General features: G+C 75.3%; 11 protein-coding genes. 9 read left to right on the forward strand and 2 right to left on the reverse strand.

Features of this window, described 5'->3' with window-relative positions; translation table 11 throughout:
- Positions 1–165 precede the first annotated feature (165 nt).
- Genes ACIQFU_RS17250 through ACIQFU_RS17265 form a run of 4 tightly spaced genes read left to right on the forward strand, consistent with a single transcriptional unit; the run spans position 166 to position 13,730 of the window.
- Entirely contained in the window at positions 166–9,444 is a 9,279-nt protein-coding gene (locus tag ACIQFU_RS17250) for an SDR family NAD(P)-dependent oxidoreductase (protein WP_402552304.1), read from the forward strand.
- A 34-nt stretch (positions 9,445–9,478) separates the two neighbouring features.
- Positions 9,479–11,899 carry a beta-ketoacyl synthase N-terminal-like domain-containing protein gene (locus ACIQFU_RS17255; protein WP_402552305.1) on the forward strand — a complete coding sequence of 807 codons (2,421 nt, stop codon included), beginning with the start codon at positions 9,479–9,481 and terminating at the stop codon, positions 11,897–11,899.
- Positions 11,896–12,678 (forward strand): thioesterase II family protein, encoded by a 783-nt coding sequence (locus ACIQFU_RS17260; RefSeq protein ID WP_402552307.1) that lies wholly within the window; start codon positions 11,896–11,898, stop codon positions 12,676–12,678. The genes ACIQFU_RS17255 and ACIQFU_RS17260 overlap by 4 nt, the downstream gene beginning before the upstream one ends.
- Before the next feature lie 14 nt (positions 12,679–12,692).
- Positions 12,693–13,730, forward strand: a complete 1,038-nt coding sequence (locus ACIQFU_RS17265) for a ketoacyl-ACP synthase III family protein (protein ID WP_402552309.1) — start codon at positions 12,693–12,695, stop codon at positions 13,728–13,730.
- A 7-nt stretch (positions 13,731–13,737) separates the two neighbouring features.
- On the opposite strand, the gene ACIQFU_RS17270 is transcribed toward ACIQFU_RS17265, so the two are convergent.
- Entirely contained in the window at positions 13,738–14,079 is a 342-nt protein-coding gene (locus ACIQFU_RS17270) for a YrdB family protein (RefSeq protein ID WP_402552311.1), read from the reverse strand.
- A 67-nt stretch (positions 14,080–14,146) separates the two neighbouring features.
- On the reverse strand, positions 14,147–14,950 hold the full coding sequence (locus ACIQFU_RS17275) for a BTAD domain-containing putative transcriptional regulator (protein ID WP_402552312.1): 804 nt from the start codon (positions 14,948–14,950) through the stop codon (positions 14,147–14,149).
- 288 nt (positions 14,951–15,238) lie between these two features.
- On the opposite strand from ACIQFU_RS17275, the gene ACIQFU_RS17280 reads away from it, so the two are divergent.
- The 5 genes from ACIQFU_RS17280 to ACIQFU_RS17300 all read left to right on the forward strand — a co-directional run.
- Positions 15,239–17,161: an HAD-IIIC family phosphatase gene (locus ACIQFU_RS17280; protein WP_402552314.1), complete on the forward strand. Its 1,923-nt coding sequence runs from the start codon at positions 15,239–15,241 to the stop codon at positions 17,159–17,161.
- Positions 17,158–17,385 (forward strand): phosphopantetheine-binding protein, encoded by a 228-nt coding sequence (locus ACIQFU_RS17285; RefSeq protein WP_402552316.1) that lies wholly within the window; start codon positions 17,158–17,160, stop codon positions 17,383–17,385. The genes ACIQFU_RS17280 and ACIQFU_RS17285 overlap by 4 nt, the downstream gene beginning before the upstream one ends.
- 21 nt (positions 17,386–17,406) lie before the next feature.
- Positions 17,407–18,954: an MFS transporter gene (locus tag ACIQFU_RS17290; RefSeq protein WP_402552317.1), complete on the forward strand. Its 1,548-nt coding sequence runs from the start codon at positions 17,407–17,409 to the stop codon at positions 18,952–18,954.
- A 545-nt stretch (positions 18,955–19,499) separates the two neighbouring features.
- Complete coding sequence (locus tag ACIQFU_RS17295) at positions 19,500–20,441, forward strand: hypothetical protein (protein ID WP_402552319.1); 942 nt, start codon at positions 19,500–19,502, stop codon at positions 20,439–20,441.
- Positions 20,428–21,071 (forward strand): thiamine pyrophosphate-dependent enzyme (locus ACIQFU_RS17300; RefSeq protein WP_402552320.1); only part of this gene is annotated, 644 nt, incomplete at its 3' end. The genes ACIQFU_RS17295 and ACIQFU_RS17300, both read left to right, overlap by 14 nt.

The following is a 21,071-nucleotide window of genomic DNA, read 5'->3' on the forward strand; positions in this document are numbered from 1 at the left end:
GTGGTTTGCCGGGGCCCCCCCCCTTTTGCCGCCGGGGCGCCCTTCCCACCCGCGCGCCCCCCCCCCCCCCGCGCGGGGGGGGCGCGGCCCCCCCCCCCCCCCCCCCCCCCCCGGCCCCGTCCTCCGCTCAGCCCAGCAACGACTGCCGATCGCGAGGGACTTCCTGTGACCAGCTCACCGACCCATGGGGCTCCGGCCGGCCGGCAGTCCGGCGCCGGACGCCCCACCGCCACCCCGCTCAGCCGGGCGATGGACACCATCAAGAAGCTGCGCGCGGAGCTGGAGGAGGCGAAGGCCCAGCCGGCCGACCGGACCGGACCGCTGGCCGTGGTCGGCGTCGGGCTCCGGCTGCCCGGTGGCATCGCCGACCTCGACGGCTACTGGGACGCCCTCGCTCAGGGCCGTGACCTGGTCCGTCCGATGCCCGAGCAGCGCAAGGAGCCCTTCGCCGACGAGTGGGAGGCGCTGCCGCACCGCGGTGGCCACCTGGACGACGTGCTCGGCTTCGACGCCGCCTTCTTCGGCATCAGCCCGCGGGAGGCCCGCAGTCTCGACCCGCAGCACCGGCTGCTGCTCGAAGTCGCCTGGGAGGCACTGGAGGACGCCGCGCTGCCGCCCCGCACCCTCGCCGAGGACGGCCGGCGCACCGGGCTGTACGTGGGCGTGACCGGCCAGGACTACCGCGACTGGCAGCCCGCGGGGCAGGAGGACGCCTACTGGCTGACCGGCAACGGACACTGCTTCGCGGCCGGACGGATCGCCTACACCCTGGGTCTGATGGGGCCCGCGGTCTCCGTCGACACCGCCTGCTCGTCCTCGCTGACCGCCGTGCACCTGGCCGGCCAGGCCCTGCGGCGCGGCGAGTGCGACGTGGCCCTGGCGGGCGGCGTCAACCTGATCCTTTCGCCCCGCTCCACCCGGCTGATCCAGCAGACCAACTCCCTGGCCCCGGACGGTCTGTGCAAGACCTTCGACGCGCGGGCCAACGGCTTCACCCGCGGCGAGGGCTGCGGTGTCGTGGTCCTCAAGCGGCTCGCCGACGCCCGGCGCGACGGCGACCGGATCCACGCCGTGGTCCGCGGCAGCGCCGTCAACCAGGACGGCCGTTCCTCGGGCTTCACCGCACCCAACGTGCGCGCGCAGATCTCCCTGATCCGGGCCGCCCTGGAGGACGCCGGGCTGGGCCCGGAGGCGATCGGCGCCGTCGAGGCGCACGGCACCGGCACCGCGCTCGGCGACCCGATCGAGGTCGAGGCACTCGTCGCCGCCCTGGACCGGACCCGGGGCGGCGCCCCGCTGCGCATCGGCTCGGTCAAGACCGGCCTCGGCCATCTGGAGGCGGCCTCCGGCATCGCGGGCCTCATCCGCGGTGTGCTCTCCGTCGAACGGCGCCTGCTCCCGCCCGTCGTGCACCTGCGCACCCTCAATCCCCGCATCCAGCTCGACGGCACCGGCATCGAGATCCCCCGCGAGGTGGTGCCCTGGGAGGCCGAGGACAGCGGTCCGGGCAGCTGCCTGGGCGTCAGCTCGTTCGGCATGAGCGGCACCAACGCGCACGTCGTGCTCGGCGCGCCGACGGACGCGGAGCGGCCGGCGGCGGTACCCGCCGCGGGTCCGGTGACCGGCTTCGAGCTGTCCGCCCGTACGGAGGACGCCCTGCGCGCCTGGGCGGGACTGCTGGCCGGCCGGCTGGCGGAGCTGCCCGCCGAGGAGTACGCCGCCTTCGCCTACACCGTGACCCACGGCCGGGCCCGCCACGGCGTGCGCGCCCTGGTCACCGCCGAGGACGCGTCGGCCGCGCTGCCCGCCCTGCGCGAACTGGCCGCGGGCGGCACGCCGGAGCGGGTACGGCTGTCCGAGGCCGCGCAGGACGCGCCGCCGGACCCGGCCGTCTCCGCCCTCCCGCGCGCGGTCACCGACCTGCCGGCCTACCCGTGGGAGCGGGTGCGGTACGCGCCCGCGGTGACCGCGTGCAGCACCCTCGGCGCGGCCCACGGCACCGGCACCGGCACGCAGCCGGTGACGTCCGGCACGGGATCCCCGACCGCCGGCGCGGCCACCCCGACCGCGCCGGGATCCGCCCCCGGCCCCGCCTCACCCGCCCTCCCCGCCCGCCGCGTCGCCTGGGTCCCCCGCGCCGCGCCCACCGGGCACGGCACCGCCCCTGCGGCGACCGAGGGCACCGCCCCCCGTCCCCTCCTCCTCGCCGGTGACGACACCGCCCTGGTGACCCTGCTCGCGCAGGCCGCGCGGGACGCCGGTGAGCGTCCCGTGCAGGTGCTGGACGCGCTGCCGGACACCGACGCACAGTGGACCGCGGTCCGGGCCGCACACCCCGGTGACCTGGTCCTCGCGCTCGCCGCTGCCCCGCTGCCCGGTACGCCCGACGGACCCGCGCCGACCGGTCACGCGGCCGCCCTGGCCGCCGCCGCGACCCGCGCCGTACGGGCGGTGCCCGAGGGCCCCGGCCGCGTCCACCTCGTCACGGCGGGCGTGCGCCAGGTGACCGGGAACGACGCGGTCGCGGACGGCGACCACGGTGTGCTGCACGGCCTCGCCCCCGTCCTCGCCCTGGAGTACCCGCGCGCCTGGGGCGGCCTGGTGGACCTGCCGGCCGGCCCCGGCCCCGAGGACGCGTCGGCCGCGCTGGCCGCGATCACGGCCGGGGGCACCGAGGACCTGCTCGCCGTCCGCGCCGGCCGGGTGCACGCGGCCCGGCTGCGCACGGTCGAGCAGACGCCGGAGCCGCTGCCGGTGCGCTCCGACGGCACGTACCTGGTGAGCGGCGGCCTCGGTGCCATCGGCCGCGTGGTCGCCCGTGACCTGGCCGCCCGCGGCGCCGGTCACCTGGTCCTGCTGGGCCGCCGCGCCGAGGAGGACCTGCCCGCCGGGGCGACGGACCTGACGGCGGAACTGGCCGCCGCCGGCACCTCCGTGACGTACCTGCGGGCCGACGTCGGCGACGGTCCCGCGCTGGCGGCCGCCCTGGGTGCGCTCGACGCCCTGCCGCCCCTGCGCGGCGTGGTGCACACCGCGGGGGTCATCGAGCGGCTGCCGCTCGCGGACGCCGGTGAGGAGGCCTTCGCGGCGGCGCTGCACGGCAAGTTCACCGGCGCGCACTGGCTGCGGCTGCTGACCGACGACCGGCCGCTGGACTTCCTCGTCCAGCTGTCCTCCGTCTCCGCCGTGTGGGGCACCAGCGGCTACGGCGCCTACGCCGCCGCCAACGGCGCCCTGGACTCGGTGGCCGAACGCGCCGCCGCCTCCGGCCGCCCCGCCCGCAGCATCGCCTTCGGACCCTGGGACCTGGACGGCATGGCCGACTCCGGGGCACGGGCCCAGCTGGCCCGGATGGGCGTGCGCCCGGTCGCCCCGGCCGCGGGCACCGCCGCCCTCTCGGTGGCCGGGCCGCACGGTGCCCACCTGGTCGCCTGCGACCTGGACACCGACCGCTTCACGGCCGTCATGAACGCCGTACGCCCGCGCGCCCTGTTCGACGCACCCACCCCGTCGTCCGCACCGGCCGCACCGGGCACCGGCACGGACACCGGCATCGGCGGCACGTCCGCCGCCGAGCCCCGTGACGCGCTGCGTGCCGCCCCCGGACACCGGCGGCCCGCTCTGGTGGCCGGGCACGTCCGCGAGGTGCTGGCCGATATCCTCGGCCACGACGACCCGGCCGCGCTGCCGGAGCGGACCGGGTTCCTGGACCTCGGCCTGGACTCGATCATGGCCGTCGACGCGGCGGCCCGGCTGACCGAGGTGCTCGGTCTGGACGTCGGCATCGGCGACGTCTTCGGCCACCCCTCGCTGGAACGGCTGAGCACCGAGCTGACGGGCCGTCTGTCGGACGCCGCCGTCCCCTCCGCACCGCGCCGTGCCCCGGCCGCACGTGCCACGGCCGCACGTGCCACGACCGGCGCCACCACTACGGCCACTGCCGTCCCGGCCGCCGCGACCGCCGGTGCGCCGGAGTCCACCGAGGCCGCCTCCGCGCCGGAACCGATCGCGGTCGTCGGCATGGCCGGCCGCTTCCCCGGCGCCGACTCCGTCGAGGAGTTCTGGTCACTGCTGGAGGAGGGCCGCGACGGGGTCGGCCCGGTGCCCGCCGACCGCTGGGACGCCGAGAGCCTCGGTACCCCCGCCGAGGGCGGCTTCCTCAGCGACATCCGCCGGTTCGACGCCGGGTTCTTCGACATCCCCGCCCGGGAGGCGGAGAGCCTCGACCCGCAGCAGCGCCTGCTGCTCGAAGCGTCCTGGCACGCCCTGGAGGACGCGGCCTGCGCCCCCACGGCGCTCGCCGGCAGCCGTACCGGAGTGTTCGTCGGAATCTCCAACTCGGACTACGCCCGGGTCATGGAGAGCGGCGGCGCGGACGCGCTGGACGCCTACTTCCCCACCGGCACGGCGCTGAACGCCGCGGCCGGACGCATCGCCTACTACCTGGGCCTGCACGGCCCGGCGCTCGCGGTGGACACCGCCTGCTCCTCCTCGCTGGTCGCTCTGCACCTGGCCGTGCGCTCGCTGCGCTCCGGGGAGAGCGACCGGGCGCTGGCCGGCGGCGTCAACGTGATCACGGCGCCCAGCTGCTCGGTGGCCGTCTCCCGCGCCCACATGCTGTCCCCCGAGGGCCGCTGCAAGACCTTCGACGCCTCCGCGGACGGTTTCGTGCGCGCCGAGGGCGTCGGCGTGCTGGTGCTGCGCCGCCTCAGCGACGCGCTGCGGGACGGGGACCGGGTGCTGGCGGTCGTGCACGGCAGTGCCGTCAACCAGGACGGCGCCTCCTCCGGGTTCACCGCCCCCAACGGCACCGCGCAGCGCCGGGTGATCCGCGAGGCGCTCGCCGACGCGGGCGTCGAGGGCTCCGACATCGGCTACCTGGAGGCGCACGGCACCGGCACCTCGCTGGGCGACCCCATCGAGGTGGAGGCCGCCTGGGACGTGCTGGGCCCGGGCCGCCGCCCCGGCGAGCCGCTGCTGCTCGGCTCGGTCAAGAGCAACATCGGCCACTGCGAGTCGGCCTCCGGCATGGCCTCCCTGGTCAAGACGGTCCTCGCCCTGCGCCACGGGAGCGTCCCGGCCGGGCTGCACTACACCACGCCCAACCCGCACGTGCCGTGGCGCGACATGAACGTCCGGGTCGTCGACGGGCGGGTCTCCTGGGCCCCCGGCGACCGCCCCCGCCTGGCCGGCGTCTCCGGCTTCGGCTTCTCCGGCACCAACGCGCACGTCGTGCTCGGCGAGGCGCCCGCCGCCGCCCCGGCCCTGCCCACGGATCCCGGGGACCAGCCGCTGCTGCTGCCGCTGTCCGCGCCCGACGCGGCCGGACTGGAGCGGGTGACCGCGGCCTGGGAGACGGCGCTGGAGCACACGGACGAGGAGCTGCTCCCCGACCTGGTGTCCGTCGCCGCGGCCGGCCGGGCCCATCTGCCCGTACGCCGGGCGGTCCTGGGCACCGGACGCGAGAAGCTGCTGTCCGCGCTGCGTACGGCCGCCACCGGCGACGCGTCGCCCGCCCGGACGCCGAAGGTCGCCTTCCTGTTCTCCGGGCAGGGCGCCCAGTACTTCGGGATGGGCCGCGAACTCTACGAGAGCGAACCGGTGTTCGCCTCGGTCATCGACGACTGCGACCGCGTCCTCACCCCGCATCTCGGCGACTCCCTGCTCAACCTGGTCTTCTACGGCGACGACCCGCAGGCCGTGAACCAGACCCGGATCACCCAGCCCGCCCTGGTCGCCCTGGAGCTGGCGCTCGCCGCGCTGTGGGAGTCGTGGGGCGTACGGGCCACCGCCGTGATGGGGCACAGCGTCGGCGAGGTCGCCGCCGCCGTGCACGCCGGGGTACTCGGCCGCGAGGACGGCCTGACCCTGATCGCCCACCGCGCCCGGCTGATGCAGTCCACCGAGCCCGGCGGCATGCTGTCCGTCCCGGGCGACCCGGACACCGTCGCGGCCTGGGCCGAGGAGGCCGGGGTGGACGTGGCCGCCGTCAACGGGCCCGAGTCCGTCGTGGTGGCAGGACCCCGGGACCGGCTGGACGCGCTCGCCGTGCGGCTGACGGACCAGGGGGTGCGCACCAGGGCGCTGACCGTCTCGCACGCCTTCCACTCCCGGCTGATGGACCCGGTGCTCGCCGAGTTCGAGGCCGCCGTCGCCCCGCTCGCCTTCGCAGCGCCGAACATCCCGGTGATCGCCAACGTCACGGGCGCCGAGGCGGCCGACGACACCTACGACGCGGGCTACTTCGTCCGGCACATCCGGCAGCCGGTCCGCTTCCACGAGGGCGCCCGCGCCCTGACCGAGCTGGGCGTCGACGTCCTGCTGGAGGTCGGCCCGGACCGCACCCTGGTCAACCTGGTGCGGGCGGCCGGGCTCACCCCGGCCGGCGGGGGCGTGCCCTCGCTGCGCCGCGGCGGCGTGGACCGCACCCAGCTGCTCGGCGCCGCACGGCACCTCTACGAGCGGGGCCAGGACCTGGACTTCGCCCGGATCACCGGCCGCCCGGCGGGCCGCGCCGCCGCGCCGCGCTACCCCTTCGCGGACACCTCGTACTGGACCTCCGCCGCCGCCTCCGCGACGCTCGCGGCCACCGGTGCCCCGCGCCCGGGCCGCGGACGCCACTGGGGCGCCGAGCTGAAGTCGCCCGCCCTGTCGGGACGCGTCTTCTCCTTCGCCCGCAGCTCCGAGTTCCCCGCCTACCTCACCGACCACCGGCTCTACGGCACCGTCGTCACCCCCGCCGCCTCCCACCTGGGCACCGTCCTGTCGGCGCTCGGCGGCGACGGCTCGCCGGTCCTCGTACGGGACCTGATCTGCCCGCGGGCGCTGGTCATCAAGGACGGCGAGGAGTACGAGGTGCAGATCACCGTCGACCGTCCGGACGCCGACGGGAGCGCGGAGCTGTCGGTGCAGAGCCTCGTCGACCCCGAACGCGGCATCTGGCAGCGGCACATCGGCGGACGCTGCGCCACACCGCCCGTCGAGGAGACGCACCGGCCCCGGCCGGAGGACCGCGCCGCCTTCATGGCCGCCGCCGACCGGCATCTGACCCGGGACGACTTCTACGCCTACTTCCGCGCCCTCGGCTACACGCTGGGCCCGTCCTTCCGCTGGATCGACGAGGTGTGGATCCGCGGCGACCGCGCGCTGGTCCGCTACGCGATGCCGGAACTGCCCGACGACCCGGCCGACTACGAGCTGTACCCCGGCCTGATCGACTCCTGCTTCCAGAGCATCGCGGTGTTCCTGGTCGACGAGGAGCCGGACGAGGCACCGTCGCTGGCCATCCCGTTCGCCGCGCGGGAACTGTCCTTCCACGGCCGGCCGGCCGAGGACGGTGAACTGTGGGGCGAGGTGCGGGTGCTGCGCGCCGAGCCGCTGGCCCGCGACCGGCTGCGGGTGGAGACCGCGGACCTGCACCTGTACGCGGTCGACCCGGCCACCGGCGGGGAGCACAGCGTGTTCCGCGCCGACGAGTTCCGCATCCGGCACGCCTCGCGCGCCGTCCTGGAGGCGGGTCTGCGGGGCGACGGCCTGGTCCGCACCCTGGACTGGGTGCCGCTGCCGCAGGACGCGGCCGCGCCGCTCACCGCCCCGGTCCCGGTCACCCTGCTCGGCGCCGCGACCGGAGCCGGCGCCCTGGTCGCCGCCCTGGAGGCGGCCGGCCACCCGGTCTCGGTGCACGCCGCCCTGCCGGACGGCCCGGCCCTGCGGGACGCCGGCCTCGTGGTCGACGCCCGCTGGCTGGCGCCTTGCGGCGCCGCCGCCGGCGCGGGCACCGGCACCGGCACCGGCACCGGCACCGACGCACCCGACGCCCGGGACGCGCTCGACGCGGTCCGCCGGCTGGCCGCCACCCTGCGCGCGCTGCCCGAGGATCTGCCGTACGTGCTGCTCGCCGACGGCGACGCGGTGCGGGCACCCCTGCGGGAGGCCCTGTTCGGGCTGCTGAACTCCCTTGAGGCGGAGCAGACCGAGCGCCGCCTGACCCGGCTGCGGCTGGACGCGGGCTGGCGTGCCGAGGGGGTCGCCGCGCTGCTCGGCGGTCTGCCGCAGGAGACCAGGCTGGCGTACACGGACTCCGGTGTCCGCGTCGCCCGGCTGGTCGACGTCGCCGCCCAGCCGGCCGCTCCCGGACCGGCCGGGGGCGCACTGATCACCGGTGGTCTCGGCGCGCTGGGCCTGGCCGTGGCCGGTGCCCACGCCGCCCGCGGCGGCGACCGGGTCACACTGATGGCCCGGTCCGCCCCCGGGGCGGTCGAGCAGGCGGCGGTCGACGAGCTCACCGCGGCCGGGGTCCGCGTGTCCGTGGTCCGCGGGGACGTCACCGACCCGGCCGACGTGGCACGGGCGGTGGCCGCCGCCACCGCCGACGGTCCGCTGGGCACCGTGTACCACCTGGCCGGTGTCAACGCGGACGGCGCCTTCCCCTCCCTGACCGACGCCTCCTACGAGAAGGTCTTCCACGCCAAGGCGCTCGGCGCCGACGTCCTCGCCGACGCGGTCGCCGCCCACGATCCCCGCTCGGTCGTACTGTTCTCCTCCGTCTCCTCGGCGCTCGGCTCCGCCGGGCAGGCCAACTACGCGGCCGCCAACGGCTATCTGGACGGCCTGTCCCAGGCGCTGCGCGAGCGGGGCCTGACCGCGGTCACCGTCAACTGGGGGCCGTGGGTGCCGGAGGCCAAGGGCGGCATGGCCGCCGCGGCAGCCGTCGAACGGGCGGCGCAGCGGGTGGGCATCCGCCCGCTGAGCGACGCCGACGCGGCGCTGCCGCTGGCGCTGGCCGCCGAGGGCGCGCAGGACCGCCTGGTCGTGGCCGCCCTGGACCCGGCCCGCTACGCGGAGCAGGCCGCGGGGCATCCGCGGGCCGCACTGGTCGCCGCGCTGACCGGACCGGTGACCGCGCCCCGGGGCGCGCGCGAGCAGGGCGAGCCCGCCGGCTGGCTGCGCGACCGGCTGGCGGCGGCGTCCGACCCGGACCACGACGACGCCGAGCACGTGCTGAGGGACGCCCTGCGCGCCCTGGTCGCGCGGATGCTCGGCTCCGGCGAAGGTCTGCCCGAGGACGGCTCCGCCGACGCGGAGGGCTTCTCGCAACTCGGTCTCGACTCGATCATGGCGATCGATCTGCGGGCCGCCCTGGCCCACGCGATGGGCCGGGACCTGCCCGCCACCATCGCCATCGACCATCCGAGCGTGCTCGCGATGAGCGGCTTCCTCGCCGCGGCGGACCCCGTCCGCACCGGACCCGGCACCCCGGCGTCCGGGACGGGCCCGGTCCCGGTGCTCGCTCCCGCGGCGGCCCCGGCCGCCCCCGACCACTCCGTTCCCACCGTTTCCTCCCTCCCCTCCCCCGACTCCCTTCCCGCCGCCGGCTCTCTCGAGGACCTCTCTCTCGACGAGTTGCTCCGGGCCGTCACCGACGACCTCGCCCAGGAGCAGTGAGCGGGCGATGACCACCGAGCGCAGGAGCAGTGAGATGTCCGAAGCACCAGTGAACCCCGACGAACTGCGGCGGGTGATACAAGACCAGCTGAGGCTGTCCCGCCGGCTCAAGGAGCGGCTGGCGGCGGCCGAGGCCCGCACGCACGCCCCCGTGGCCGTGGTCGGCACCGCGATGCGGCTGCCCGGCGGCGTCGACACCCCGCGCGCCTACCGCGACTTCCTGTACGCCGACGACCCGGACCTGCGGGCGCTCGGCCCGATACCGGAGGACCGCCCCTCGCTGCGGGCGGTCCACCACCCCGAGCGCGGCACCGCCGGCCGGTCCTACGTGGACCGGGGCGGGTTCCTCGACGACATCGCCTCCTTCGACGCCGCGTTCTTCGGCATCTCGCAGCGTGAGGCCGAGACGATGGACCCCCAGCAGCGGCTGCTGCTGGAGGTGTCGTGGGAGGCCCTGGAGCGGGCCGGTGTCGCGGCCCGCCGCCAGGACCGGCTGCCGGTCGGCGTGTTCGTCGGCGTGATGGCCTCCGAGTACGGCCGGCGCTTCGTCGACGACGGGGACTTCAGCCGTATCGACCCGTACCACAGCACCGGCAGCGGGCACTGCTTCCTGGCCGGGCGGATCTCCTACGCGCTGGGGCTGTCGGGACCCGCGCTCAGCCTCGACACGGCCTGCTCCTCGTCCCTGGCGGCGGTGCACCAGGCGGTGCGGGCGCTGCGCGCCGACGACTGCCGCTACGCGCTGGCCGGCGGCTCCAACCTGATCCTGGGCGCGGACCTGATGGTGGCCCTGTGCCAGGGCGAGGCCCTGTCGGCGGGCGGACGCTCACGGACCTTCCTCGCGGACGCCGACGGCTACGGCCGCGGCGAGGGCATCGGCATGGTGGCGCTGATGCGGCTGGAGGACGCGGTCGCGGAGGGCCGCGAGGTGCACGCGGTGATCCGCGGCACCGCCGTCAACCACGACGGCGCGTCCTCCGGGTTCACCGTGCCCAGCGGGCCCGCCCAGCAGGAGGTGGTCCGCGCGGCCCTCGCCGACGCCCGCACCGAGCCGTCCGACGTCGGTTACGTCGAGGCGCACGGCACCGGCACCGCGCTCGGCGACCCGATCGAGGTCGGCGCGCTGGACGCGGTGGTCGGCACCGGGTGCGGCACGGGTGACGCGCCCGTCGTCCTCGGCAGTGTGAAGTCCCGCATCGGGCATCTGGAGGCCGCGGCCGGCATCGCCGGGCTGCTGAAGCTGGTCGCGCTGCTGGGCGAGGAGTCCCTGCCGGCGGGCGTGCAGCGGGGCGACGGCCGGCTGAACTCTTTGATCCCGTGGGACCAGATCGCCGTGCAGGTGCCCCGGGCCGCAGTGCCGTGGCCCGAGCGGCCGGGCGGACGGGTGGCCGGCATCAGCGCCTTCGGGCTGTCCGGCACCAACGCGCACGCGGTGCTCGCCGCCCCGGCCCCGCGGGCCGCCGGCGGTCCGCAGCCCGAGCCGGACCACGCGGAGCTGCTGACGCTGTCCGCGAAGGATCCGGCGGCGCTCGCCGAGCTGACCGAGCGGGTGCGTACCGCGCTCGCCGGACGGGACGCGGCCGGGGTTGCCGCGCTGTGCCACACCCTGCGCGCCGGACGGGTCCACTTCGGGCACCGGCTCGCCGTCGTGGGGGCCGGCTCCCGGCAACTGATCGCGGCCCTGGGCACGGTGCGGCGCGGCGTCACCGCCCCGACCGTCGACCGGGTGACGTTTAGCTCGGCCGCCGACCGCGACGAGGTCCTGGAGCGGGCGCTGGCCGCGCTGGCCCGCGCCCACCCCCGGCTGGCCGCCGCGGCCACCGGCTCCGCCGCGCCCGCCGCGCGGCTGGGCGGGGTGCTGGCCTCGCTGGGCGTACGGACGTCCGCGGCGCCGGCCCGCGAGACGGCGCACGGCCCGGTGGCCTACCTGACGGCCGCCGGGGAGACGCTGCCGCTGGTCGCCGACGATCCCGACACGGCCCCCCGGCTGCTGGCCGACGCGTTGGCCGCCCTCTTCCACGGCGGCGCCGACCTGCGGCTCGAACTGCTGGCCGCGCCCGGCGCCCGGTTCACCGACGCGCCCACCTACCCGTTCCAGCGCAAGCGGTTCTGGGTCGAGGAGAGCGCGCCGGCCGACGCGGCGGAGACCGGCGCGGCCGTGGCACCGAGCGCCGAGTCCGGCCCCCGGCCGGTGCCGCGCGACCCGGCGGAGATCAGCGCCTACCTCGCCACCGAACTGGCGTCCGTCCTCAAGGCCGACGGCCTGCTGCCCGTCGGTACGCCGTTCTGCGAGGTCGGCGGCGACTCCTTCACCGCGATGCTGCTCACCAAGAGCGTCGAGCAGCGCTACGGGGTGGAACTGCCCACGCTCGACTGCCCGGTGGAGATGCCGGTCGGCGATCTGCTGGCGTACCTGGGCGACCAGGTGAGCGCCGCCACGGGAGGAGACAGATGAACAGCCGTACCCGAGCCTTCCACCGCCCGCGTCCGGTCGACGCGCCCGCCGTGCGGCTGGTCGGCTTCCACCACGCGGGGGGTTCGGCGGCCGTCTACCGGCCGCTGGTCCAGCACCTGCCGGACGACTGGGACCTACTGCTGCTCGACCTGCCCGGCCGGGGCCGGCGGGCCGGGCAGCAGGCCCTGGACGACATGACCGAGGTCGTCGCCACCGCCGTCGCGGACGTCCTGCCCTGGGTCGACGACACACCGCTCGCCCTGTTCGGGCACAGCATGGGCGCCGTGGTGGCGCTGGAGACGGCTCGGTCCCTGGAGGGCCTGGGCCGGGTCCCGATGTGGACGGGCGTGTCGGGACGCGTCGCCCCGCACTTCGCGCGCCCCGGCGCCGTCCCGCTCAGCACCCTCGACGACGACGCCCTGCTGCGGGTCCTGCTCGGCCTGGGCGGGATGCCGGAACGGGTCACCGAGTCCACCGACTTCGTCGACCGGTTCCTGCGCACCGTGCGCGCCGATCTGACCGCGGTCGACACCTACCGTCCGGCCGCAGGCCGTTCACCGATGAGTTCGCCGCTGAGCGTGTTCGGCGGCACCCGGGACGCCTGGGCTCCCCCGGCGGCCATGCACCTGTGGCGGCGGGAGACCTCCGCCCGCTTCCACCAGCAGTTCTTCCCCGGCGGCCACTTCTACTTCCTGAACGACCGCTTCCCCACCCTCACCCACCAGTTGGTCCGGCAGATCGAGTCCTGCCGCCACGAATCCGCGCCCCAGGTGGCGTAGCAGAGGAGAACATCATGCGTTGGGACAACGTGTACGTCGCAGGACTCGGTGCGCATCTGCCCGAGCAGGTGGAGACCGCCGAGGAGGCGGTCGCGGCGGGCCGCTACGACGCCGAGGAGGCCCAGGCCAACGGCATCCGCGCGGTGCGCGTGGCCGGCCCCGACGAGCCGGGCCCGGTGATGGCCGCGGCCGCGGGACGGCAGGCGGTGACCCGGGCCGGGCTGCCGGCCGACCGCTACGGCATGGTGCTGCACGCCTGCGTCGGCCATCAGGGCCAGGACTTCTGGACCCCGGTCAACTACGTGCAGAACGAGGCGGTCGGCGGCACCGGCCTGACCCTGGAGGTCCGCCAGGGCTCCAACGGGGGCCTGGCCGCCGTGGAGCTCGCCGCCTCCCACCTCGCCTCCCGCCCCACCCCGCAGGCCGCGCTGGTGACCACCGGCGACGCCTTCCGCATGCCGTACTTCGACCGCTGGGGCACCGACAGCCAGCAGGTGTACGGCGACGGGGCCGGCGCCGTGGTCCTGTCCAACCGGGGCGGGTTCGCCCGGCTGCGCTCCACCGCCAGCTACTCCGACTCCTCGCTGGAGCCCATCTACCGCGGGACGACCGGCTGGACCGACGGCCCCTTCCACGACGGCAAGCCGGTCGACCTGCGCAGCCGCAAGAGCGACTACCTCCTCCAGGAGGAGGGCGCCTACGACCGGGTCATCCAGCAGATGACGAAGAACGCCTCCCAGGTGCTGGACGAGGCGCTCGCCGACGCCGACATGAAACTGGCGGACGCCCGGTTCTTCGTGCACGCCAACATCGCCGAGACCATCGCGCAGTTCTCGTTCTACTCGCTGCTCGGCGTCGACCCGGAGACGACCGTCTACGACTGGGGCCGCAACTTCGGGCACATGGGCGCCGGCGACCAGCTGATCGGCATCAACCACGTCGTGGAAGCCCGTGATCCCCGACCCGGCGACCTGCTGGTCACCATGGGGGTCGGGGTGGGCTTCATGTGGACCGTCGCGGTCCTGGAGTTCCTGGAGACTCCCGCCTGGTGAACGGGCGTCACTGGTTCCACAGCAGCCGGAGGGCCGCGTTGACCAGGTAGATGCCGGCGAAGCCCGCCGCCCAGGCCTGCCTCCCGGAGGCGGCCAGGGCGGCGGCGCCCGCCCCGAACCACAACGCCTCCAGGACCACCCGCCCGCCCCCGTGCACCGCGTACGGCGCACGGGGCGAGCCCAGCAGCGCCCAGGCCGTCATCATCGCGACCGGCGCGCCGACCCCCAGGGCGATCTTGACCAGCCACTTGTCGCTGGAGGTGAACCCCCACAGCACGACCGAGGCGTACACGGCGAGTTCCAGCAGGAACATCACCAGCAGGTTGAGGGCCTTCAGGGACGAGAGCATGACGGTCTCCTTGCTCGGCATGGGGGGTTGGGCGGACCGGGTGCGGGGGCGGGGCGGGGGCGGCGGGTCACACCGTCAGGTCGCTGCGGACGGTGAAGCGGTCGAGCTGCGGGTCGGAGACGAGGATCGCCCGCTGCAGCTCCTGCAGCCGCGGCGACGGTGTCACCCCCAGCTCCTCGACCAGGCACTCGCGCAGCGCGGTGAACGCCTCCAGCGCCCGCCACTGCTGGCCGGACCGGTAGAGGGCGACCATGTGCTGCGCGCACAGGTTCTCGTGCATGGGGTTCCGTGCGGTGAGCACCGCCAGTTCGCTCAGCAGCGCCTGGTGCCGGCCCAGCGACAGGTCGGCCTCGACCCGCGCCTCGACGGCCATCAGCCGGCTCTCCTCCAGCCGGGTGACCTCCACGCTCAGCCGCATCCCGGTGTACACGTCGACCAGGGCCCGGCCGCGCCACACCGCCAGCGCCGAACGCAGCAGCCGCGACGCGGTCGCCTGGTCCCCGAGGTCCTTCGCCCGCCGCCCGGCCGCGGTCAGCCGTTCGAAGGCGTGCACGTCGATCTCCTCCGGCGTGATGTCCAGGAGGTAGCCGCCGTACCGGGTGGTCAGCACCTCCTTCGCGCTGCGGGCCCCGTCCGGGGGCAGCGCGGCCGCCAGCCGCTTGCGCAGTTGCAGGATGTACGTCTGCAGCGTCGTCTGTGCGCTGCGCGGTGGCTCGGTGCCCCACAACTCCTCCATCAGGGCGGACACGGGAACCACCTGGCCGGCCTGCAGGGCCAGTAGTGCCAGGACCTGACGCGGCTTTCCCGCGGTCGGCAGCAGCGCGACCCCGTTCTCCGTCGCCTCGAAGGACCCCAGGATCTTGATGTCCATGTCGGACGCCTCCCCCATTCACCGGGTCGCATTGGTGTCTCCATGGTTGGCCACGACGGCGGTCCCGCGGCAGTGCGAGGGTCACCGGCCCACTGTGAAAGCCCACTTGTCCGAAGCGTGAAAAACACATGCGCCCCCGTCCCGGCCTCCCGTGTCCGGCGGTTCGGTGCAGGCCGGTGCGAGCGGGGCTCAAGCGGCGGCCTCCAGCCTGGGGCGTGGGCGGGGCGACCGTGCGGACGGTGGCCGCGCACGGTACCCACCGCTCGCGGCGAACGTGAGGAGAGAGCATTGACCACGGTATCCAGCCCGGCCGCACCACAAACCCATCCGTCCCCGCTGGAGACGTTGCGCACACTGCGCAGGGAGGGGCAGCTCGCCGCCCGGTACCCGCAGGTGGCACCGCTGCTCGCGGAACTGGCCGGCACCGGCGCGCAGCCGGACCTGCCGCGGGCCGGCTCGGTCCTCGTCCAGCTGGAGCGCGACCAGGTCCTGGCGGCCTGGCCGGAGACGGAGACCGCGGTGGTCGTCGTCACCGGGCACTCCACCCTGGGCGGCCTGGGCGCCCCGCTGGCCGCGGAGTTCGGCCGGCACGGCGTGCTGGCCGAGACCCGGCTGAGCGACTTCGACGCCTACCAGCGCGATCTGCGCGACACCGGCAGCCCCCTGTACGCCGACGACGTCGACCTCGCCCTGTGCGTGCTCGACCCGCAGGTCCTGCTGGACGAGCTGGGCTCGCCCTGGCAGGCGGAGGACCTCACGCGTGCCGTGGAGCGCAAACTCGCCGAGCTGGAGCGGCTGGCCGGCACCTTCACCACGCACTCCCCGGCGGCCCTGGTCCTCAACACGGTGCCACTGCCGCGCACGGTCACCCACCAGCTCGTCGACCACGAGTCGCGGGCCCGGGCGGGGCTGGCCTGGCGGGAGTTCAACAGCGGCCTGCTGCGGCTGTCGCTGGCGAACCCGCGCGTCCACGTCGTCGACCTCGACCCGATCGTCGCCGCCGGGACCCCGCTGAACGACGCCCGCATGGCCGCGTACGCGAAGGCGGCGCTCGGCGACGAACTGCTGGCCCGCTACGCCCGCGAGGTCGCCCACCTGTCCCGGATGCTGCGCGGCCGGACCAAGAAGGTGCTCGTCGTCGACGCCGACAACACCCTGTGGGACGGCGTGCTCGGCGACGACGGCCCGGACGGCATCGCCGCGGCGACCACCTTCCGCGGCGAGGCTTTCGGCACCTTCCAGCGCCTGGTGCGGCAGTTGGGCTCGCAGGGCGTCCTGCTCGCCGTCAGCAGCAAGAACGACCACGACAATCTCGTCCAGGTCGTCCGCGAGCACCCCGACATGGTGCTGCGCGAGGGCGACTTCGCCCGGATCAACGCCAACTGGCAGCCCAAGGACGTCAATCTCCAGGACATCGCGGGCAAGCTCAACCTGGGCGTGGACAGCTTCGTGTTCGTCGACGACTCGCCCTTCGAGTGCGGGCTGGTCGCCGGCGGTCTGCCGCAGGTCGCGGTGGTCCGGCTGGACGACGAACCGGCACTGCACGTGGAGAAGCTGCTTGCCGACGGCTGGTTCGACACGGCGCGGCTGACCGCGGAGGACCGGGCCCGCGCGGCCCAGTACCGCACCGAGGCGGAGCGCGCCGACCTGCTGGAGAACGCCGGTTCGCAGGAGGAGTACCTGGGCCGTCTCGGGGTGCGGGTCTCCCTCGCCGAGGCCGCTCCCGGCGACGTGGACCGGGTGGCCCAGCTGTCGCTGCGCACCAACCAGTTCAACCTGACCACGGTGCGGCTGCAGGCCGCCGACGTCACCGAGCGGCTGGCCGACGACGGCCACCTGGTCCTGGTGATCCGTTCGGCCGACCGGTTCGGCGACAACGGCGTCGTCGGCACGGTCTTCGCCCGGCGCGACGGCGACACGCTGTGCGTCGACAACATGCTGCTGTCCTGCCGGGTGTTCGCCCGCGGCATCGAGCAGACCGCGGTCGCCGCGCTGCTCGACCACGCGCGGTCGACCGGTGCCACGCAGGTCACGGCCGCTTACCGGCCGACGAAGAAGAACAAGAACGTCCGGGAGTTCTGGCCCTCCATGGGCTTCACCACCACTTCCGCCACGGACGACGAAGTCCGCTTCCGGCACGGCCTGCAGGACCTGGTGGCCGTGCCCTCCCACATCAGCCTCGACTGCGCCCTGGAAGGGTCCCTCCGATGACCAAAGAGGATTTCATCCACCTCGTCCGCGACGAACTCGACCTCCCGCTCGGGATCGACGACCTCGACGCCGACTTCGACCGCGTCGTCAGCTGGGACTCGATGCACATGATCCGTTTGGTCGGTGCCGTCGAGCGGCAGACCGGCCGGCGGGTACCGGTCGGCAAGCTGCTCGCCGACCGCAGTCTCTCCGCCATCTACGAGCGCATCAGTGAAGCCGCCTGAGGCGGGAAGGAGACACTCGTCATGAGCATCGACGCGCACGACACGGCGCGCACCGGGCCGGCGCCCGTGTCCGCGCCCGTGTCCGCCGTCCCGGAACGTGACCCGGCCACGGCGACGGGCACCACCAAGGGCACCGGCACCGGTACGGGCACGGGCACGACGGTCAGGCGCGGCCTGGTCCTGTTCCTGGTGGCGACCGCCCAGCTGGTCTGCGTCCTGGACGCGACGATCGCCAACGTGATGCTTCCGCAGCTGCGTGCGGACATCGGTCTGAGCACCTCGGGCCTGCAGTGGGTCATGAACATCTACGTGGTGCTCTTCGGCGGGCTGATGCTTCTCGGCGGCCGGCTCACCGACGTGTTCGCCCGGCGTTCCGTCCTCGCCGTGGGTCTGGTGCTGTTCACGGCGGGTTCGCTGCTCGCGGCCGTCGCGGACGGCGGCGGCACGCTGCTGAGCGGGCGGGCGCTGCAGGGCGTGGGCGCCGCCGCGCTGTCCCCGGCCGCGCTGTCCATCCTCGTCACGACCTACCCCGAGCCGGAGCAGCGGGCCAAGGCGCTCGGCGTCTGGGGCACCGTGATGGGCGTCGGCGCCAGCCTCGGCACGCTGCTGGGCGGGGCGATCACCGACGTGGACTGGCGGCTGGCGTTCCTGATCAACGTACCGATCGGTGCGGCCCTGCTCGTCGCGTGCTTCGTCTGGATCCCGCGCAGCGCGCCGACCGGACCGCGGCCCCCCGCGGACGTCCCGGGCGCCGTGACCGGAACCGTGGGTCTGCTGGCCCTGGTCTTCGGCGTGGTCCGCGCGGGGACCGACGGCTGGGGCGACACGGTGGCCCTGTCCTCGCTGGGCGCGGCGGTGGTACTGCTCGCCGTGTTCGTCGGCGTGGAACGCACGGCCAAGGCGCCGCTGCTGCCCCTGTCGTTGCTGCGCCGCAGGTCCGTCGCCTCCGGCACGCTCGCCCAGCTGGTGTCGGCCGGTCTGATGCTGCCGTCCTTCTTCATGCTGCCCCAGTACATGCAACTGGTGCTGGGCTACAGCCCGCTGGAGGTCGGCCTCGCCTACCTCCCGACCAGTCTGGCCATGCTCGGCGTCTCCGGCGCCGTACCGGTACTGATCGCCAAGTACGGCCCCCGGGTCCCGTACGTCCTCGGCAACGTGCTGCTCGCCGGCGTCCTGGTGCTGATGGTCAACGCGCCGACGGACGCGGGCTACTGGTCCCTGCTGCTGCCCGTCACCGCCCTGCTGGGCGTCGGTCTGGTGCTGTGTCTGATGACGGCGCCCGTCGTCGGCACACGGGACGCGACGGAGCAGGACGCGGGCACCACCTCCGCGGTGCTCAACGCCTCGACCGAGATCGGCGGCGCGCTGGCGCTCGCGGTGACGGCCACGGTCGTCGGCTCGCGCCTGGCGGAACTCACGGCGGAGGGCGTGGACCCGGCCACCGCGCTCACCGAGTCGGTCCAGCGCGGCTTCCTGGTGCTGTTCGTCTGGATCGCCGTCAACGTGGCGGTGGGTCTCTTCGGCTTCGGTGGCCGCCCGCCGGCCACCGCCGACGAGCAGAAGTCCTGACGGCCGCGCCCGGGCGGACGGCCGACGCCGCCCGCCCGGGCGTGCCCCCCGCACCCCCGCTCACCCGGATACCCGCACACGGTCCGGCCCCCGGGCACCAACCGACGGCCACCCACAGGCCCCGCACGGCGCCCACACCCCCACCACCCGGACCCCGCGCGCCACCGTGCCGCCTCACCACCACGCGGGCACCGCACGTCACCGTGCCGCCTCCACCACCGTTCGGGCACCGCACGCCCCGATGCCCGCGCCCACCCATCACGGACGCGCCGCACGAAGCCTGCCCACGCCTCCACCACCGGGGTCGCGCCGCACGCCACCGTGCTCGCGCGCCCCACTCACCACGGACCGCGCCGCACAACGCGTCCCCGCGCGCCGCACATCCGCCTCCGCCCCTCGGCGCCACGCCCCGCCGCCCGCACCCCCACACACCCGCACCCCGCACACCCGCACCCCACACGCCGCACAGTCACACCCGCACAGTCACGCCAACCGCAACCCCACAGGAATCGCCGTCGCACGAACCCGCCCCGGGAGGCAGCCAGATGATCGAACAGCGCACTCGACCGGCCCCGGTGACCACCACCGCCGCCGAAACGCCCGTCGCCCTCCTCCTCGGGGCCCCGAGCTCCTGCGACGGACCGGATGCCACCGCTGCCGTCTCCGCCCTGCTGGAGGCCTGGGCCTGCGGCATCACCACCCACGTCGTGGACCAGGCGTCCCGGCTGGCCGGCCGGGACCGCGAGTCGACGCAACTCGCCGACGCCTCCTCCGGCCTCGACGTCACCCGCCCCGCCGTGTGTGCTGCCTGGGCCCGCGAGCAGGTGGACCGGGGCGGGCACTTCGACGTCGTCCTCGGTCTGCGCCCCGAGGCACAGGAGTCCGCCGCCGTGACCGCCGAGGCCCTGGGCCTGCGCGGCAACCGGCCCGACGTGGTGCGCCGGGTGCAGGACCCCGGGGCCTGCCGCGCCGCGCTGGCGTCGGAGGGCTTCCTGGTGGACGCCACACCGCAGCCCGTGCCCGGCACCCTGGCCGCGGTGGGCGTCTTCGCCGCCGGCCGGCCGCACGTCGTGCTCGTCGCCTCCGTCCCCCCGGCCGGACCGGTGCGCACCGCCGAGCTGACCCGGCCGGCCTGGTCCGCGCTCGCCGACGAGGCGTCCGCCGCGGTGCGGCGGCTGGGCCTGGAGTTCGGCGTCTTCCGGGTGGATCTGCGGCCGACCGGACGGGGCCACGTCCTGACCTCCGTACGCACCACACTCGGCGACGACGGCGTACACGCCCTGCTCGGCACGGCCGTGCCCTGGCTCGAACCGTTCGGCGCCGTGTACGACGACGCCCTGGGCCGTGCGCTGCCCCTGCCGTCCCCGACCTGGCTGCGCACGGCGGCCCCCGCCGGAGCGCGTCCCGCCGTCCCGCCCGTCCTCGGACTCGCCGGGGATCCCGACGACGCACGCGAGGAACCGCACCTGTGCCGTGGCATCGACTGAACCGGAAGCGACCGAAGGCCGGAGAGACCCCATGACGACCGAGCTGGTCCAGCTGTTGACCCCCGAGGGCACCCGCGTGAGCGACCCCGCTTGGGACCCCTACGTCGCCGACGTCACCCCGGACGACCTGCGTGCCCTGTACCGGGACCTGGTGCGGGCCCGCCGCGTGGACGCGGAGGGCGTGACGTTGCAGCGCCAGGGCGAGTTGGGCCTGTGGCCCTCGCTGCTCGGCCAGGAGGCCGCCCAGGTGGGCTCGGCGCGCGCCCTGGCCGACGGCGACCACGTCTTCCCCAGCTACCGGGAGCACGCCGTCGCCCTGTGCCGCTCCCTCGACCCGCTGCGCCTGCTGGCGCTGTTCCGCGGCGTGACGAACGGCGGCTGGGACCCCAACAGCAACAACTTCCACCTCTACACCCTGGTCATCGGCTCGCAGGCGCTGCACGCCACGGGGTACGCGATGGGTGTGGCCAAGGACGGCGGCGACTCCGCCGTGATCGTGTACTTCGGCGACGGCGCGACGAGTCAGGGAGACGTGAGCGAGGCGTTCAACTTCGCGGCCGTCTACAACGCCCCGGTGGTGTTCTTCTGCCAGAACAACCAGTGGGCGATCTCCGAGTCCAACGAGAAGCA

This window comes from Streptomyces sp. NPDC093065 (assembly GCF_044754585.1).
Classification (GTDB): Bacteria; Actinomycetota; Actinomycetes; order Streptomycetales; family Streptomycetaceae; genus Streptomyces.